Origin of the sequence: Pseudomonas sp. Ps21-P2, from assembly GCF_039672565.1 — a bacterium.
In the GTDB taxonomy this organism is placed as follows: domain Bacteria; phylum Pseudomonadota; class Gammaproteobacteria; order Pseudomonadales; family Pseudomonadaceae; genus Aquipseudomonas.
This window is the reverse complement of record NZ_JBDFPL010000008.1, coordinates 172,401-188,487: the sequence shown is the minus strand read 5'-3', so window position 1 is coordinate 188,487 and position 16,087 is coordinate 172,401. Positions and strand designations below refer to the sequence as shown.

The 16,087-nt window shown below is 61.1% G+C and carries 14 protein-coding genes and 1 riboswitch; of the genes, 12 read left to right on the top strand and 2 right to left on the bottom strand.

What is annotated here, in order from left to right:
* The first annotated feature begins 114 nt into the window (after positions 1 to 114).
* Entirely contained in the window at positions 115 to 1,800 is a 1,686-nt protein-coding gene (gene ligB / locus ABEH28_RS20660; RefSeq protein ID WP_346630945.1) for an NAD-dependent DNA ligase LigB, read from the top strand.
* Between the two features lie 59 nt (positions 1,801 to 1,859).
* A complete protein-coding gene (locus tag ABEH28_RS20655; RefSeq protein WP_192173203.1) occupies positions 1,860 to 2,279 on the top strand; it encodes a DUF1090 domain-containing protein in 420 nt (139 codons plus the stop codon).
* 183 nt (positions 2,280 to 2,462) lie between these two features.
* Here ABEH28_RS20655 and ABEH28_RS20650 read toward each other — a convergent pair whose 3' ends face one another.
* Positions 2,463 to 2,849: an MAPEG family protein gene (locus ABEH28_RS20650; protein ID WP_192173204.1), complete on the bottom strand. Its 387-nt coding sequence runs from the start codon at positions 2,847 to 2,849 to the stop codon at positions 2,463 to 2,465.
* Between the two features lie 381 nt (positions 2,850 to 3,230).
* On the opposite strand from ABEH28_RS20650, the gene ABEH28_RS20645 reads away from it, so the two are divergent.
* From ABEH28_RS20645 to otnI, 6 genes are all read left to right on the top strand, one after another.
* Positions 3,231 to 4,058: a DeoR/GlpR family DNA-binding transcription regulator gene (locus ABEH28_RS20645; protein ID WP_192173205.1), complete on the top strand. Its 828-nt coding sequence runs from the start codon at positions 3,231 to 3,233 to the stop codon at positions 4,056 to 4,058.
* A 204-nt stretch (positions 4,059 to 4,262) separates the two neighbouring features.
* A complete protein-coding gene (ltnD, locus tag ABEH28_RS20640) occupies positions 4,263 to 5,285 on the top strand; it encodes an L-threonate dehydrogenase (protein WP_282368529.1) in 1,023 nt (340 codons plus the stop codon).
* A gap of 10 nt (positions 5,286 to 5,295) precedes the next feature.
* Positions 5,296 to 6,588: a 3-oxo-tetronate kinase gene (gene otnK, locus ABEH28_RS20635; protein ID WP_282368531.1), complete on the top strand. Its 1,293-nt coding sequence runs from the start codon at positions 5,296 to 5,298 to the stop codon at positions 6,586 to 6,588.
* Positions 6,585 to 7,247: an aldolase gene (locus ABEH28_RS20630; protein ID WP_346630944.1), complete on the top strand. Its 663-nt coding sequence runs from the start codon at positions 6,585 to 6,587 to the stop codon at positions 7,245 to 7,247. The genes otnK and ABEH28_RS20630 overlap by 4 nt, the downstream gene beginning before the upstream one ends.
* Positions 7,248 to 7,331: 84 nt before the next feature.
* Positions 7,332 to 8,789, top strand: a complete 1,458-nt coding sequence (locus ABEH28_RS20625) for an SLC13 family permease (RefSeq protein WP_346630943.1) — start codon at positions 7,332 to 7,334, stop codon at positions 8,787 to 8,789.
* A gap of 22 nt (positions 8,790 to 8,811) precedes the next feature.
* Complete coding sequence (gene otnI / locus ABEH28_RS20620; protein ID WP_346630942.1) at positions 8,812 to 9,603, top strand: 2-oxo-tetronate isomerase; 792 nt, start codon at positions 8,812 to 8,814, stop codon at positions 9,601 to 9,603.
* 144 nt (positions 9,604 to 9,747) lie between these two features.
* Here the strand turns inward: otnI and ABEH28_RS20615 are convergent, their stop codons facing one another.
* Positions 9,748 to 10,152: a hotdog domain-containing protein gene (locus ABEH28_RS20615; protein ID WP_192173210.1), complete on the bottom strand. Its 405-nt coding sequence runs from the start codon at positions 10,150 to 10,152 to the stop codon at positions 9,748 to 9,750.
* A 196-nt stretch (positions 10,153 to 10,348) separates the two neighbouring features.
* Positions 10,349 to 10,457: riboswitch (S-adenosyl-L-homocysteine riboswitch) on the top strand.
* Between the two features lie 21 nt (positions 10,458 to 10,478).
* On the opposite strand from ABEH28_RS20615, the gene ahcY reads away from it, so the two are divergent.
* The 4 genes from ahcY to ABEH28_RS20595 all read left to right on the top strand — a co-directional run bounded on the left by ahcY (position 10,479) and on the right by ABEH28_RS20595 (position 16,077).
* Positions 10,479 to 11,888 (top strand): adenosylhomocysteinase, encoded by a 1,410-nt coding sequence (gene ahcY / locus ABEH28_RS20610; protein ID WP_192173211.1) that lies wholly within the window; start codon positions 10,479 to 10,481, stop codon positions 11,886 to 11,888.
* Positions 11,889 to 12,069: 181 nt separating this feature from the next.
* On the top strand, positions 12,070 to 12,915 hold the full coding sequence (metF, locus tag ABEH28_RS20605) for a methylenetetrahydrofolate reductase [NAD(P)H] (RefSeq protein WP_192173212.1): 846 nt from the start codon (positions 12,070 to 12,072) through the stop codon (positions 12,913 to 12,915).
* A 155-nt stretch (positions 12,916 to 13,070) separates the two neighbouring features.
* Positions 13,071 to 13,880 (top strand): transporter substrate-binding domain-containing protein, encoded by an 810-nt coding sequence (locus ABEH28_RS20600; RefSeq protein ID WP_282368542.1) that lies wholly within the window; start codon positions 13,071 to 13,073, stop codon positions 13,878 to 13,880.
* A 277-nt stretch (positions 13,881 to 14,157) separates the two neighbouring features.
* Complete coding sequence (locus ABEH28_RS20595; protein WP_192173214.1) at positions 14,158 to 16,077, top strand: DEAD/DEAH box helicase; 1,920 nt, start codon at positions 14,158 to 14,160, stop codon at positions 16,075 to 16,077.
* Positions 16,078 to 16,087 lie beyond the last annotated feature (10 nt).

Genomic DNA, 16,087 nt, shown 5'->3' with positions numbered 1-16,087 from the left:
GGGGAATCAGGGGCTGGCTGTATCGGTGCGAGACAAACGCGGTAACCACGGCGCGATGAAACGCCCATCGGGAAAACCTAGCCTTGCAGTCCCTCCCCCGGCAAGGACGCTCCGATGCTGCTCTCCCTTCGCGCACTGGTCCTCTGTGCACTGCCTCTTCTGGCCATCAATGCAAACGCGCAAACATGCCCCGACTGGCCACCGGCCAAAGCCCGAAGCGAGATCCTGGCGCTGCAAAGCCAGATCACCCAATGGGACGACAGCTACCACCGCCAAGGTATTTCTCTGGTGGCCGATGAGCTTTACGACCAATCCGTTCAGCGCCTCGCCGATCTGCGCAGTTGTTTCGCCGCCACGTCGGCGGCGCCCTCCAATCCGCTGAAAACCGCTCGCGGTCCTGTCGCACATCCCATCCCGCACACCGGCCTGACAAAATTGCCGGGCGAGGCCGCCGTTCAAGCGTGGCTTGAAGACCGAAGCGATCTGTGGATTCAGCCAAAAGTGGATGGCGTGGCCGTCACGCTAGTGTATGTCGACGGCAAACTGGTGAGTGCCATCAGCCGGGGCGACGGCGTTTTCGGCCAGGACTGGACGGGGCATGCCCACCAGATCGAGGCGATTCCTCGCCATCTCGCGTGGGAAAAGACCGTGATCCTCCAGGGCGAGCTGTATTGGAAGCTGACAGATCACGTTCAGGCGGACGCCGGCAGTCTGAACGCTCGCAGCAAAGTGGCCGGTTTGTTGGCGCGTCACGCGATCAGCGAGGAGGAAGGCGCGCAGATCGGCTTGTTCGTCTGGGACTGGCCGGAAGGTCCGACGGGGATGAACGAGCGACTGGCCGGCTTGAGAGCCATGGGTTTCGAGGACAGCGCACGCTTCAGTGAGCCGCTGAAGGGTTTCACTCAGGCAAAGAACTGGCGGGAGCACTGGTACCGCTCGCCGCTGCCGTTTGCCACCGATGGCGTGGTCATCCGGCAGGGCGAGCGCCCATCGGCCGAGCGCTGGCAAGCGAAAGCCCCTTACTGGATCGCAGCCTGGAAGTACCCGTTCGCACAGGCGCTGGCCGAGGTGCGCAAGGTTCATTTCAATATCGGGCGCAGCGGCAAAATCACGCCCGTGCTGGACATAGAACCAGTGCGCCTGGATGACCGAATGATCGCCCGCATCAGCGTCGGTTCGCTGAAGCGCTGGCAGGAAATGGACATTCGGCCCGGCGATCAGGTCGGGATCAGCCTCGCCGGGCTCACGATCCCGCGTCTGGATGAGGTGGTGTCGCGCAGCGTTGAGCGCGCTCCGCTGAATATTCCGAGAGCGGAGGATTTCCATCCACTGAGTTGCTGGCAGCCCATCGAGGGCTGCGAAAGCCAGTTCCGTGAACGACTTAAATGGCTGAGCGGGAAGAAGGGCGTGGCGCTCAGCGGCGTAGGACCGGGCACGTGGGACAAGTTGATTCAGGCCGGGCAATTGAACGGTTTGCTGGACTGGATGACCCTCGACGGTGCACAGCTTGCTAACATTCCCGGCCTGGGCGAGCGCAGCAGCGCTAAACTGCTGGCAAGTTTTAAGGCCGCGCGTGAGAAGCCGTTTGTTGTCTGGCTTAAAGCCATCGGTTTACCTCCGACCACGGGCGTTGATCTGGGTGATTCCTGGGCGGCGCTGGCCTCGCGCAGCGTCAAGGACTGGCAGGCCGAGCCCGGCATTGGCTCGGGCCGTGCGAAGCAGCTATATGCATTTTTTCAAGACCCGCAGGTGCAGGCGTTAAGTCGCCAACTGCGGGACGAAGGCATCGATGGTTTTTAGTATTTTTAGGGCCGCATGATTGCGTCGAGCGTGCGGCTATTTGTGTTCAAGGAGTATTCATGAAATTCCTGTCATCCCTTTTTGCATTCACCGCGTGCGGGTTTCTGGCCGCGCCCGTGTTTGCGGCCGACCAAGCGCCGGAACCGTCCGGATGCGCCGCCAAGCGCCAGGACATCAGCACTCAGATAGAAAACGCCAAGGCCGCAGGCAATACCAATCAACAGGCCGGGTTGCAAAAAGCCTTGAGCGAGCTGAACGCCAACTGCAACGACGTCGACCTGGTCAAGCAGCAGGAGCAAAAGGTGCTGGATGCCAAGCGCGAAGTCAGCCGTCGCCAGGCGGACCTGAACAAAGCCATGAGCAAGGGCGATCCGGAGAAGATCGACAAGCGTAAAGACAAGCTGGCCGAATCGCGCAAAGAACTGCAGGACGAGCAGGAAAAGCTGGAGAAGGTGCAGCCCGACGAGGATGACGAATAAGCACGTGGGCTCGCTTTAGTCTTGATCTGTAGGAGTGAGCGGGGTGGCGCTCCACCTTGCTCGCGAAGACGATATTTCAGCCGCTGAATGTTTAACGGATGTCACGACCTCTTCGGGAGCAAGCTCCCTCCCACAGTGACTGTGTCCGCCAGCTGACCGCGCAGTGTCAGGACCGTTGAGCGATCAAACTGAAACGCCAAACAGCGCGATCACCAACCCCAACCCAACGATCCAGGCCAGCGAGCGCAACGTCGCGAGATCCGCCAGATAGAAGATGATGTAGAGCAGGCGACTCGTCACGAACAGCACGGCGAGCACGTCGATCGTCACCAACTGCGCCACGCCGGCAACGTGGGCAATGATCACGCCAGCGGCAAACCCTGGAATCGCTTCAAAACTATTGAGCTGCGCGTTGTGGGCGCGCCGCGGGAGACCTTCGAGGCGGTCGAGAAAGTCCCGGGGATCATGATTGTGCCGTGCACCGAATTTGCCGCTGCTGAACTTGGCAATGCCAGCGCACCCTATCGGCAAGAGAATCACGATCAACACGCACCAAAAAGCAACGGTCATAACCACATCCTTTTTTTAGAATTTGAGCTTCATTAGAACGATGCCCCTCTACAGCCTAAGAACTGCAGCTTGGCGAAAGGTTCTTTCAGGTCCTGCAGGCCTGAAAGCCTTACAGGAATCACACGCCTCCAGTGGGCCATCGTGCCCCCATAGTGGGACCGGCTTTAGCCGGGAAGGCGTCACCCGCCACACCGCAAATTTGATGCGCACACACCGGCCCCCTTCCCGGCTAAAGCCGGTCCCACTAAATATCGCATTCAGTCAGTTAAATGAGCGTAACGCCGCACTGATTATTCGCCATTACTGCCACAGCCATCCCGATTGGCTAAGATGCCAGCCTCCCAGCCGACCTCGGCTGTATCTCGTTGCCCAGGAGCCTGCATGTCCAGCGAAGAAGACGCCACCCTCAGTGGCGCAGCGCCGATGATTCCCGATCAGCGTCGGGAGTTGATGCTGCGTCAGTTGCGCAAGCATCAGGTGCTGAGCGTGCATCAGCTCATGGAAATGTTCGACTGCTCGCACATGACCGTTCGCCGCGACATCGCGCTGCTTGAGCAAAGTGGCCGCGCCTATTCGGTGACCGGCGGGGTGCGCATCGCCAGTCAGGTTCACAGCGAGCCCAGTCATCAGTCCAAAGCGGTGGTCGAGTTGCCGCACAAACAGGCGATGGCGAAACTGGCCGCCAGCCTGCTGCACCCGGAAATGACCGTGTACCTGGACGCCGGCACCAGCACGCTGGAAATCGTCCCGCACATCGTCGCGCTGGCGGGCATGACGGTGGTGACCAACGACTTCGGCGTGGTCAATGCACTCGCCGATGCGACCCATGTGGATGTGATTCACACCGGCGGGCTGCTGGATCATCCGAACCGGTCCTGTGTCGGCGGGCTGGCCGCCGCAACCTTGCGGCAATTGGCAACCGATGTGGCGTTCATGTCCACCAGCTCGTGGGATCTGCAGCGCGGCACGACCACGCCTTCCGCGTTGAAGGTTGAGGTCAAGCAAGCGGCCATGCAGTCGGCGTCGCGCACGGTGTTGCTGACGACCAGCACGAAATACGGCACCTTTGGCATGTACAAGGTCGCCGGTCTGGAGCAGTTCGACACGATCATCAGCGATGACCGTCTTGCCCACGGTGCTGCGGACAGCATCCGCGCCCTGGGGGTTGAGTTGATGTTGGCGTCAGTGGGTAAGGTCGTGCTCTCCTGAGGCTGACATCCCTGGTGTGGGAGTGAGCTTGCTCGCGAAGCGGTCTTTCAGCCGCTGAAGATGCGGTGGATGCTCCTGCTGCTTCGCGAGCAAGCTCGCTCCCACAATTTACGTGCTGACAGAGACATCCCACCCAATACCGTGCACCCAAGCCTTGGCAGCCAGCCAGGGCTTTTTTGTGCCCGATCAGGCTGATGTTAATTTTTGTTAACTCAAAAAAGCACTTCACATTATCCGATCACAGGTTCACTATCTTTAACAGATCAGAACAAACACCGTTCGAGTGCTGATGAACTTCGGCGCTCACCCGAGGAGAGATTCATGAATAACAAGAATGTCGGCGTCATTGGTCTGGGTGCGATGGGCCTGGGCATTGCGCGCTCCTTACTGCGCAGCGGCTTCAACGTTCATGCCTGTGACGTGCGCGCCGCCGTGACCGAGCAATTCGCCAGCGAAGGCGGCGTTGCCTGTGAATCTCCTGCGAGCATGGCCGCTGCCTGCGACGTGATCATCACCGTCGTGGTCAACGCCGAGCAGACCGAAACCGTATTGTTCGGCGACAACGGCGCAGTCGCCGCCTTGCGCCCGGGCAGCCTGATCATCGGTTGCGCCACGGTCGCACCGACCTTCGCCATCGAACTGGGTCAACGCCTCACCGAAAAAGGCCTGCTTTACCTCGACGCTCCGATCTCCGGTGGCGCGGCCAAAGCGGCTGCGGGTGAAATGACGATGATGACCTCCGGCCCGGCTGATTCCTACGCCAAGGCCGACGCGATCCTCAACGGCATGGCCGGCAAAGTCTATCGCCTGGGAGACGTCCACGGCCTGGGCTCCAAAGTCAAAATCATCAATCAGTTGCTGGCCGGGGTACACATCGCCGCCAGCGCCGAAGCCATGGCCCTGGGCCTGCGCGAAGGCGTCGACGCGGACGCGCTGTACGAAGTGATCACCAACAGCGCCGGTAACTCGTGGATGTTCGAGAACCGCGTGCCGCACATCCTCAAGGCGGACTACACGCCGCTGTCGGCTGTGGATATCTTCGTCAAAGACCTGGGCCTGGTGCTGGATACCGCCCGCGCCAGCAAATTCCCGCTGCCGCTGTCGTCCACCGCCCACCAGATGTTCATGCAGGCCTCCACCGCAGGCTTTGGCCGTGAGGATGACTCCGCCGTGATCAAGATTTTCCCGGGCATCGAACTGCCGACCGCCAAGCCTGAAAACAACTGAGATGACGCTGATGAGCACCACGACTCCGCGCCCTCTGTTGGGCTGCATCGCCGATGACTTCACCGGCGCCACCGACCTGGCCAACATGCTGGTGCGGGGCGGCATGCGCACCGTGCAGAGCATTGGCATCCCAAGCGCCGACAGCCTGGCCGAACTGGATGCCGACGCCATCGTCATCGCGCTGAAATCCCGCACCACGCCGGCTGCAGAAGCGGTCGAAGAATCCCTCGCCGCGCTGCAGTGGCTGCGTGATCGGGGCTGCGAGCAGATCTTCTTCAAGTACTGCTCGACGTTCGACTCCACCGCCAAAGGCAACATCGGTCAGGTCAGCGAGGCGCTGCTCAAGGCGCTGAACAGCGACTTCACCTTGGCGTGCCCGGCATTTCCGGAAAACGGTCGCACGATTTTCCGCGGCCACTTGTTCGTGCAGGACCAATTGCTCAGCGAATGCGGCATGCAGAACCATCCGCTGACGCCGATGACCGACGCCAATCTGGTACGCGTGCTGCAATCGCAAACCACGCAAAAAGTCGGCTTGTTGCGTTACGACAGCATCGCCAAAGGCGTCAACGGCGTGCGGGCACGCATCAGCGAGCTGCGTGCCGAAGGCGTCATCATGGCGATTGCCGACGCATTGTCGGACGCTGATTTGTACACGCTGGGCGAGGCCTGCGCCGACCTGCCGCTGCTCACCGGTGGCTCGGGTCTGGCGCTGGGTCTTCCGGGTAATTTCCGTAAAGCGGGCAAATTGCGTGATATCGATGCCGCGAAGCTTGAGCAGATCGACGGCGGTGAAGTGGTGCTGGCGGGCAGCGCATCGGTCGCCACCAACGGCCAGGTGGCCGCCTGGCTTGAGGCCAGCCGGCCTGCGCTGCGCATCGATCCACTGGCACTGGCTGAAGGCAAACCGGTTGTTGCCGATGCGCTGGCGTTCGCCCGCGATGCCGGGCAAACCGTGTTGATCTACGCGACCAGCAGCCCGGAAGAAGTCAAAGCCGTGCAGCAAAAACTCGGCGTCGAACGTGCCGGCGCGCTGGTCGAGGACGCACTGGGCCAGATCGCTCGCGGACTGCTGGACGCGGGCGTTAAGCGCTTTGTCGTCGCCGGCGGCGAAACCTCCGGCGCCGTGGTTCAGGCCTTGGGCGTGAGCCTGCTGAAGATCGGCGCGCAAATCGACCCGGGTGTTCCAGCGACCATCAGCAGCGGTGCGATGCCTCTGGCCCTGGCGCTGAAGTCCGGGAATTTCGGTGGCCGCGACTTTTTCGACAAAGCCCTCAAGCAGCTGGCAGGAAGTGCCCAATGAGCAACGTAACCAGCAGTTCAGTGAGCGCCGAAAACCAGCAGCGTGAAGAAATCTGCAGCATCGGCCGCTTGCTGTTCGGGCGCGGCTACACCGTTGGCAGCGCAGGCAATATCAGCGCGCGTCTCGACGATGGCTGGCTGATCACGCCAACTGACGCGTGCCTGGGGCGTCTTGATCCTGACGCCATCGCCAAGGTCAATCTGGCCGGCGAATGGGTTTCCGGCGACAAGCCCTCGAAGACCCTGGCCCTGCATCGTCAGGTCTACGACCGCAACCCTGGCGTGGGCGGCGTGGTGCACACCCACTCGACGCATCTGGTCGCTCTGACACTGGCCGGCGTCTGGAAACCGGACGACATCCTCCCGCCCATCACCCCGTATCAGGTGATGAAAGTCGGGCACATTCCCCTGATTGCCTACGAGCGCCCCGGCTCGCCGAACGTCGCTGAACAAGTGGCGAAACTGGCGAACAGCGTGCGCGGCGTGATGCTCGAGCGACTTGGCCCGGTGATCTGGGAAAGCTCGGTCGCCAAGGCTTCTTATGCGCTGGAAGAGCTGGAGGAGACGGCACGCCTGTGGCTGATGAGCAACCCTAAACCTGAACCGCTGGACGCAGCGGCTCTGGAAGAACTGCGCCAGACGTTTGGCGTGAACTGGTAACCCCAACGGCGTTTTGATCGAAAACCGGACTCCCGGTTTTCGGCGGACCGGCTTCGCCGGAAAACAATAACAACGGGACACAACATGACTCCTCTATTGCTCATGATCATCGCCGGAGCCGGCATTGCGCTGTTGCTGCTTCTGGTCCTGAAATACAAATTCCAACCGTTCGTGGCACTGATGCTGGTCAGCATTATCGTGGCGCTGGTGGCCGGGGTTAAACCCGGCGATCTGGTGGCGACCATCGAAGGCGGCATGGGCAAAACCCTCGGCCACATCGCGATCATCATTGCCTTGGGCGCCATGATCGGCCGCATCATTGAGCTGTCCGGTGGCGCCGAGGCGCTGGCCAAGACGCTGATCAACCGCTTCGGCAACCGGCGCACGCCGCTGGCCCTGACCGTCGCGGGTTTCATGGTCGGTATTCCGGTGTTCTTTGAAGTGGGCGTGATCATCCTTATGCCACTGGCCTATGGTGTCGCCCGTGCCGCACGTAAACCGCTGCTGATTTTCGCGCTGCCCATGTGCGCCGCGCTGCTGTCGGTTCACGCCTTCCTGCCGCCACATCCGGGCGCCGTTGCGGCAGCCGGTCAGCTGGGGGCGGACCTGGGTCGCGTGTTGATGTTCGGGCTGCCGATCGTTGCTGTGTTGTGCCTGATCGGCTACCTGATTGCCGGTCGCATCACCCGCAAGACCTACCCGATGACTGACGATATTCGGAGCGAAGTCTACGGTCCGCACATCACCAACCAGGATCTGGTGGCGTGGGCGAACAACGATTACTCAACGACCTCCGAAGCGGCACACGCCAAGGTACTGGGCCTGGAAGAAAGCGCCAGCAGCTTGGCGGCACGTCTGCCAAAAGCACCGGCGCCGGGCGCAGGCATCATCATCGCGCTGATTCTGCTGCCGATCATTCTGATCCTGCTGGGCACACTGGCGACCACGATGTTGCCCGCCGAATCAATGCTGCGCAGCGTGCTGACCGTTCTCGGTGCGCCGCTGGTGGCGCTGCTAATCGACACGCTGCTCTGCGCGTGGCTGCTGGGTTCGCGCCGTGGCTGGAGCCGCAGTCAGGTGTCCGATGTCGTGGGTTCGGCATTGCCCGGCGTGGCGATGGTGATTTTGATTGCAGGCGCTGGCGGCGTGTTCGGCAAGGTGCTGGTCGATACCGGTATTGGCGCGGTCGTCTCCGAAGCGCTGCGCAACACCGGCCTGCCGGTTCTCGCCCTGGGCTTTCTGTTGACACTGCTGTTGCGCGCCGTACAGGGCTCGACCACAGTGGCGCTGGTGACCACGGCCGGTATTCTCAGCCCGCTGATCGCCACGTTGAACCTGAGCGCCAATCATATGGCCCTGCTTTGTCTGGCCATGGGCGGTGGCGGTCTGGCGATGTCGCACATCAACGACGCCGGTTACTGGATGTTCACCAAACTGGCGGGCCTGAACGTTGCCGACGGCCTGCGCACCTGGACCTTTCTGGTGACCGTTCTGGGCACCCTCGGGTTCTTGATGACGCTGCTGCTCTGGCCTTTCGTCTAACGGCTTTAATTAGGAGATAACCATGCCTCGCTTCGCTGCCAACCTCAGCATGATGTATCCGCAACACGACTTTCTGGCGCGTTTCTCGGCTGCGGCGAGTGACGGTTTCAAGGGCGTGGAGTACCTGTTTCCGTATGACTTCAAGGCCGAGGAAATCAAGCTGCGTCTCGACGACTTCGGCCTGACCCAGGCCCTGTTCAACGCCCCGCCCGGCGACTTCACCCAGGGCGAGCGTGGCATTGCTTCGTTGCCGGGCCGGGAGAGTGAATTCCGCGACGGTTTCCAGAAGGCGCTGGATTACGCAGCGGTGCTGGGCAACGACCGCATTCACGTCATGGCCGGTTTGCTGCCCAGTGAAGACCTGCGCCAGAAGCATCACGCGGTGTACCTGGAAAACCTGAGCTTCGCCGCACAGCAAGCCGCCAAGGTGGGGTTGACGGTGTTGATCGAGCCGATCAACACCCGAGATATTCCGGGCTTTTTCCTCAACCGTCAGGATCAGGGCCAGGCTGTGCTTAAAGAAGTGGGCGCCGACAATCTGCGGGTACAGTTCGACTGCTACCACTGCCAGATCGTGGAAGGCGACGTCACCAGCAAACTGCGCCGCGACTTCGCCGGCATCGGCCACATCCAGATCGCCGGCGTGCCGGACCGGCATGAGCCGAGCGTGGGGGAAGTGAATTACCCGTGGCTGTTCGAAGAGATCGACCGCTTGGGCTACACCGGCTGGGTCGGCTGCGAATACCGTCCGAAAGGCGATACCAGCGAAGGCCTGCAGTGGCTGCGCGATTGGCAGGCACGTCATCCGGCATAACAGGCGCTGTCTTTTTATTGTAGGAGTGGGCTTGCTCGCGATGCGTCAGACCAGACGAAGCTTCTTCGCCTGACACACCGCAATCGCGAGCAAGCTCACTCCTACGAGTTCTTCTTTGATCAGTCATCCGCGTCCATTGCGCGATCACTCGTTGATCACGTCTTCCTTGAACTGATCCTTCACGTAGCTGATTTCGGTCTTGCCATGTGGCGCCGGCAGGCCGTCTTCACCCAGATTGACGAAGACCATTTTCTCGACCGTGAGAATGCTCTTGCGGGTGATCTTGTTGCGGACCTGGCAGGTCAGGGTGATGGAGGTGCGGCCGAACTCGGTGGCAGTGATCCCCAGCTCAATGATGTCGCCCTGACGCGAGGCGCTGACGAAGTTGATCTCGGAAATGTACTTGGTCACGACGCGCTGATTGCCCAACTGAACAATGGCGTAGATGGCCGCCTCTTCGTCGATCCAGCGCAGCAGGCTGCCGCCGAACAACGTGCCGTTGGGGTTGAGGTCTTCGGGTTTTACCCATTTGCGGGTGTGGAAGTTCATGGGGACTCCGGGGTGTTTGGGCGACGGTGGTGGATGTGCTCCAGCTTCAAGCTTCAAGCCTGAAGCTGCAAGTCAAAAGCAGGTCCGCTGTTGTTTACCGCTTGCCGCTTGCAGCTTGCCACTTGCAGCTCAAAGAAAGATAATCGCCACCGCTTCAAAAAACGGTCATCACACCTTGTTACCGTTTTCCCGCCACCTGTCCGAGGGGCGCTGCAGCAGGTCAGACCTGTCAGGCTCGGAGAGGGCGTTGTTTGATCAGGCTTCCCGCCGGTCAAGCTTTAAACGCACAACGGCGCCCATTCGCACCCTACGAATGGAGACTCTTAATGAGTGCTGTACTGACGCCCAACGATTTCAACGACTACAAAGTCGCCGACATGTCCCTGGCTGCCTGGGGCCGTCGCGAAACCATCATCGCCGAATCCGAAATGCCTGCCCTGATGGGCCTGCGTCGCAAGTATGCTGCCGAGCAACCGCTCAAGGGCGCGAAGATTCTCGGCTGCATCCACATGACCATTCAGACTGCCGTGCTGATCGAAACCCTGGTTGCCCTGGGTGCCGAAGTACGCTGGTCGTCCTGCAACATCTTCTCGACTCAGGATCAGGCCGCTGCCGCTATTGCTGCTGCCGGCATTCCTGTTTTCGCCTGGAAAGGCGAAACCGAAGCCGAGTACGAGTGGTGCCTGGAGCAGACTATCCTCAAAGACGGTCAGCCATGGGACGCCAACATGATCCTCGACGACGGCGGCGACCTGACTGAGCTGCTGCACAAGAAATACCCGGCCATCCTGGACCGCGTCCATGGCGTGACCGAAGAAACCACCACGGGCGTTCACCGCCTGCTGGACATGCTGGCCAAGGGCGAACTGAAGATCCCGGCGATCAACGTCAACGACTCGGTCACCAAGAGCAAGAACGACAACAAGTACGGCTGCCGTCACAGCCTGAACGACGCCATCAAGCGCGGCACCGACCACCTGTTGTCCGGCAAGCAAGCGCTGGTCATCGGCTACGGTGACGTGGGCAAGGGTTCGGCTCAGTCGCTGCGTCAGGAAGGCATGATCGTCAAGGTCACCGAAGTCGACCCGATCTGCGCCATGCAAGCGTGCATGGACGGTTTCGAACTGGTTTCGCCTTTCATCGACGGCGAGAACGACGGCACCGAAGCGAGCATCGACAAAGCACTGCTGGGCAAGATCGACCTGATCGTCACCACCACCGGTAACGTCAACGTCTGCGACGCCAACATGCTCAAGGCGCTGAAGAAACGCGCAGTGGTCTGCAACATCGGTCACTTCGACAACGAAATCGACACGGCTTTCATGCGCAAGAACTGGGCATGGGAAGAAGTGAAGCCGCAAGTGCACAAGATCCACCGCACCGGTTCGGGCTCGTTCGATCCTCAGAACGACGACTACCTGATCCTGCTGGCCGAAGGCCGTCTGGTGAACTTGGGCAACGCCACCGGTCACCCGAGCCGCATCATGGACGGCTCGTTCGCCAACCAGGTGCTGGCGCAGATCTTCCTGTTCGGCCAGAAGTACGCTGACCTGAGCCCTGCCCAGAAAGCCGAGCGTCTGACCGTCGAAGTGTTGCCGAAGAAGCTGGACGAAGAGGTGGCGCTGGAAATGGTACGTGGCTTCGGCGGCGTCGTGACCAAGCTGACCAAGACCCAGGCCGACTACATCGGCGTGACCGTCGAAGGTCCGTTCAAGCCGCACGCTTATCGCTACTAAGCAGTAAGCGGCAAGCTTCAAGCGGCAATTAAAGGCATCACCATTGTCATGACTTGCCGCGTCAGGCTTTAAATCGTCCAAGCATTTAGCAGCACCAGGTGACAAGCCTTGAGCTGCAGGATACGGCGCACCGCCACTCTTGCAGCTTACGGCTTGTAGCTTGCCGCTGGAGACTCGCTCCATGAGCCAAGACCGTAGCTACAGCTTCGAATTCTTCCCGACGAAGACCGACGCTGGTCATGAAAAACTGCTTGCCACGGCGCGTACGCTGGCCAGCTACAACCCAAGTTTTTTCTCCTGCACTTACGGTGCCGGGGGTTCCACGCGCGACCGCACGATCAACACCGTGCTGCAGCTGGAAAAAGAAGTACACGTTCCGGCCGCACCGCACCTCTCGTGTGTCGGTGACAGCAAGGCCGACCTACGCAGCTTGCTGACGCAGTACCGGGAAGCCGGCATCAAACGCATCGTCGCCCTGCGCGGTGACCTGCCCTCCGGCATGGGCATGGCCAGCGGTGAGCTGCGTTATGCCAATGATCTGGTGAGCTTCATCCGTGAAGAAACCGGCGATCATTTCCACATCGAAGTCGCGGCCTACCCGGAGATGCACCCGCAGGCGCGCAACTTTGAAGACGATCTGAAAAACTTCGTGCGCAAGGCCAACGCCGGCGCCAACAGTGCGATCACCCAGTACTTCTTCAATGCCGACAGCTACTTCCACTTCGTCGAGCGCGTGCAGAAGCTGGGCGTGGATATTCCGATCGTGCCGGGCATCATGCCGATCACCAACTACAGCAAGCTGGCGCGCTTTTCGGACGCGTGCGGTGCGGAGATCCCGCGCTGGGTTCGCAAGCAGCTGGAAGCGTACGGCGACGACACGGCAAGCATTCAGGCGTTCGGCGAGCAGGTCATCACTGAAATGTGCGAACGACTGCTGCACGGCGGTGCGCCCGGCCTGCATTTCTACACGCTGAATCAGGCCGAACCGAGTCTGGCGGTGTGGAACAACCTGAAGCTTTCTGCGTAATATCGGTTTCAATCCATACGGATTGAAACCGCGCTGGCTTCACCGGCAGGCTTCGTAACCAAGACGCCTGCCAGTCGGGTCGTTGCGTCCAGGCTTCTGTTTTTGTTGAGAATCACTGCTTCTATTTAGTTAGCTCGCGTCGTAATCTCGCGCGCATGCCGCTCATCCTCTCCCTATCCGTTGCTGCACTCCTCACCTGCCTGAGCTTCAGCGCGCTGGGTGAAAAACTGCGGATCGTCACCGAACCCTGGTCTCCCTACGTCATCGTGGACGGCAACCATGCCTCCGGCCTGGATTACGACGCCACGGCGATTGTCTTCGAGCGCTTGGGCATCGACGTCGAGTGGCAGTTTCTCCCGTGGAAACGCTGCCTGATGATGCTCAGTGACGGCGAAGCTGACGGCGTGCTCGACATCTTCAAGGACGAGACGCGCGCGGATCTGTTGTATCCGAACGAACCGTTGTCGACCATCGATTGGGTGCTGTTTCAGGCCAATGCCAGGCCGCATGCTTTCAATGGCGTGGAAGACCTGCACGGGCTGACTGTCGGCGTCTCTCCCGGTTATCGATACACGCCGGAGTTCGACAGCTCAACGGCGTTCATCCGTGAGCCTGCGCCAAGCCATGAAGCGAACTTCGGCAAACTCATTCGCGGCCGCATCGATTTAATGGTGACCGATCGCCTGCTGGGGCGGCAGATGATTGAGCGGCTCAAGCTGCAAGACCAGGTCAGTCAGTTGCCGGTCGTGCTCACTCACAGGGGGCAGTACCTGGCGCTGCGCCGCAATGCCGGTATGGACTTGCTGGCCCAGCGATTCAGCGCAGAACTGAAGCGTTTCAAGCAAGAACCCGCCTACGCGAAACTGGTGGAGCGGTATACCGGCGAAACACCGACGACGATCCCTGCAGAATCGGGGGAAAGTGTCGATAAAACCGTTGAGCAGCAGGAAAGCAGCGCGTTGTGATTGCTCTGTTATACTCCGGCGTCCCCGCCAGGCTTGCGCCCGGGTGCACGGTCTCACAGAAGACTTCTCGAACACGTCAGCAGCGCACTTTTTGCGCCCCTGCCCCGAGTTGAACTTACAGACCTCCACAGGACCGGACGCCATTGCACCTTCCAAGGAGTGTGCGATGACCGCAGCAGGGTCGAGCGCATTCACGTTACGTGCAGAACCTTAGTCTGCGCCTGGAAGATCATCCCTATTTGGGCCTCTATGGCCCCAACTCAAGACAGGATTACTCATGTCCTTTGCTTCCCTCGGTCTCTCCGAGGCTTTAGTCAGCGCCATCGAGGCTGCTGGCTACACCCAGCCTACCCCAGTGCAACAGCGGGCCATTCCCGCCGTGTTGCAAGGCCGCGATCTGATGGTCGCCGCCCAGACAGGTACTGGTAAAACCGGTGGTTTCGCCCTCCCTATCCTGGAGCGGTTGTTTCCCAACGGTCATCCGGACAAATCCCAGCGTCACGGCCCGCGCCAACCGCGTGTTCTGGTCCTGACCCCGACTCGTGAACTGGCCGCCCAGGTCCACGACAGCTTCAAGATCTACGCCAAGAACCTCAAGTTCGTCAGTACTTGCATCTTCGGCGGTGTCGGCATGAACCCGCAGGTTCAGGCCATGGCCCGCGGCGTTGACGTACTGGTCGCCTGCCCGGGTCGTTTGCTCGATCTGGCCGGTCAGGGCAGCGTCGATCTGTCCCACGTTGAAATCCTTGTGCTGGACGAAGCCGACCGCATGCTCGACATGGGCTTCGTTCACGACGTGAAGAAAGTCCTCGCGCGCCTGCCCTCCAAGCGTCAGAACCTGCTGTTCTCGGCAACGTTCTCCCAGGACATCACCGCGCTGGCCGGCAAACTGCTGCACAACCCGGAACGCATCGAAGTCACGCCGCCGAACACCACGGTCGAGCGCATCGAACAACGCGTCTTCCGCCTGCCGGCCAACCACAAACGCTCGCTCCTGGCGCACTTGATCACTCAAGGCGCGTGGGAGCAAGTGCTGGTGTTTACCCGCACCAAGCACGGCGCCAACCGCCTGGCCGAGTACCTGGACAAGCACGGCCTCAGCGCTGTGGCGATCCACGGCAACAAGAGCCAGAACGCGCGCACCAAAGCGCTGGCCGACTTCAAGGCCGGCACCGTTCGCATCATGGTCGCGACCGACATCGCTGCCCGTGGTCTGGACATCGACCAGTTGCCCCACGTGGTCAACTTCGAACTGCCTAACGTCGACGAAGACTACGTGCACCGCATCGGTCGTACCGGTCGCGCAGGCCGTAGCGGCGAGGCGATCTCGCTGGTTGCGCCGGACGAAGAGAAGCTGCTGAAAAGCATCGAGCGCATGACCAAGCAGAAGATTGCCGACGGCGATCTGATGGGCTTTGACATCACGGCCGTTGAAGCCGAGAAGCCGGAAGTCCGCGAGCGTCCGGACGTGCGTAACCCGCGCAATGCCCGTGGCCCCCGTGGCGACGGTCCGAACGGCGGCGGTGGTGGTGGCGGTCGCAAGGACAAAGGCAAAGACAAGGGCAAGGAAAAGCCGGCAGCGGCCGCCGCTTCGGGTGAGCGCCCGGCACGTCCGGCGCGCCCGCAAAAGCCGCGTCAGGGCACGGCGTCGAGCGAATCACGTCAGTCGCAGCCAGCAGCGTCAGGTGCGAATCGCGCACCCGACGAATTCCTGGATGACGAAGTGGACAACTTCGGCAACCGCGCCGACTACGTCAGCCCGTACCAGAACAAGAACCAGAGCCGCGGTCGTCGTCCGGGCGCTCCTGCCACTGGCGCTGCACCGGCACCGCGTGGTCAGGCGCCAGGCCGTAGCGGCCCGCGCAGTGGTTCAGGCGGCGGTTCGGCATCTGGCGCTCCCGCCAGCACCGACAGCGCCGGCGCACCGGCCAAACGCAGTGGTCCTCGCAATGGCTCCGGCCGTGATGGTCAGGCTCGCCGTGAAGACTCGCCGCGTGCCCGTCGTCCGGCACGCGAAGAGCAACCAGCGCGTCAGGAGCCAGCGGTTCGCGGGCCTCGCGACGGTCAGCCAGCACCGAAGATCATGCACAAAGAGTCCAAGGGTGATCGTTTCCCTTCGGCTGAACAACTTGATCAGCTGCCAAGCCGCCCTCGCGGTGAAAAACCAGCCCTGCTGACCCGCAACCGCGAAGGTTAAGCAGCGCCGG

What these genes read in the sequence shown, in the direction of transcription:
- ligB (WP_346630945.1), top strand. Translation starts at nt 115, where the DNA reads ATGCTGCTCTCCCTTCGCGCACTGGTCCTCTGTGCACTGCCTCTTCTG.
- ABEH28_RS20625 (WP_346630943.1), top strand. Translation starts at nt 7,332, where the DNA reads ATGACTCCTCTATTGCTCATGATCATCGCCGGAGCCGGCATTGCGCTG.
- ABEH28_RS20630 (WP_346630944.1), top strand. Translation starts at nt 6,585, where the DNA reads ATGAGCAACGTAACCAGCAGTTCAGTGAGCGCCGAAAACCAGCAGCGT.
- otnK (WP_282368531.1), top strand. Translation starts at nt 5,296, where the DNA reads ATGAGCACCACGACTCCGCGCCCTCTGTTGGGCTGCATCGCCGATGAC.
- ABEH28_RS20645 (WP_192173205.1), top strand. Translation starts at nt 3,231, where the DNA reads ATGTCCAGCGAAGAAGACGCCACCCTCAGTGGCGCAGCGCCGATGATT.
- ABEH28_RS20600 (WP_282368542.1), top strand. Translation starts at nt 13,071, where the DNA reads ATGCCGCTCATCCTCTCCCTATCCGTTGCTGCACTCCTCACCTGCCTG.
- ABEH28_RS20655 (WP_192173203.1), top strand. Translation starts at nt 1,860, where the DNA reads ATGAAATTCCTGTCATCCCTTTTTGCATTCACCGCGTGCGGGTTTCTG.
- ABEH28_RS20595 (WP_192173214.1), top strand. Translation starts at nt 14,158, where the DNA reads ATGTCCTTTGCTTCCCTCGGTCTCTCCGAGGCTTTAGTCAGCGCCATC.
- ABEH28_RS20650 (WP_192173204.1), bottom strand. Translation starts at nt 2,849, where the DNA reads ATGACCGTTGCTTTTTGGTGCGTGTTGATCGTGATTCTCTTGCCGATA.
- metF (WP_192173212.1), top strand. Translation starts at nt 12,070, where the DNA reads ATGAGCCAAGACCGTAGCTACAGCTTCGAATTCTTCCCGACGAAGACC.
- ahcY (WP_192173211.1), top strand. Translation starts at nt 10,479, where the DNA reads ATGAGTGCTGTACTGACGCCCAACGATTTCAACGACTACAAAGTCGCC.
- otnI (WP_346630942.1), top strand. Translation starts at nt 8,812, where the DNA reads ATGCCTCGCTTCGCTGCCAACCTCAGCATGATGTATCCGCAACACGAC.
- ABEH28_RS20615 (WP_192173210.1), bottom strand. Translation starts at nt 10,152, where the DNA reads ATGAACTTCCACACCCGCAAATGGGTAAAACCCGAAGACCTCAACCCC.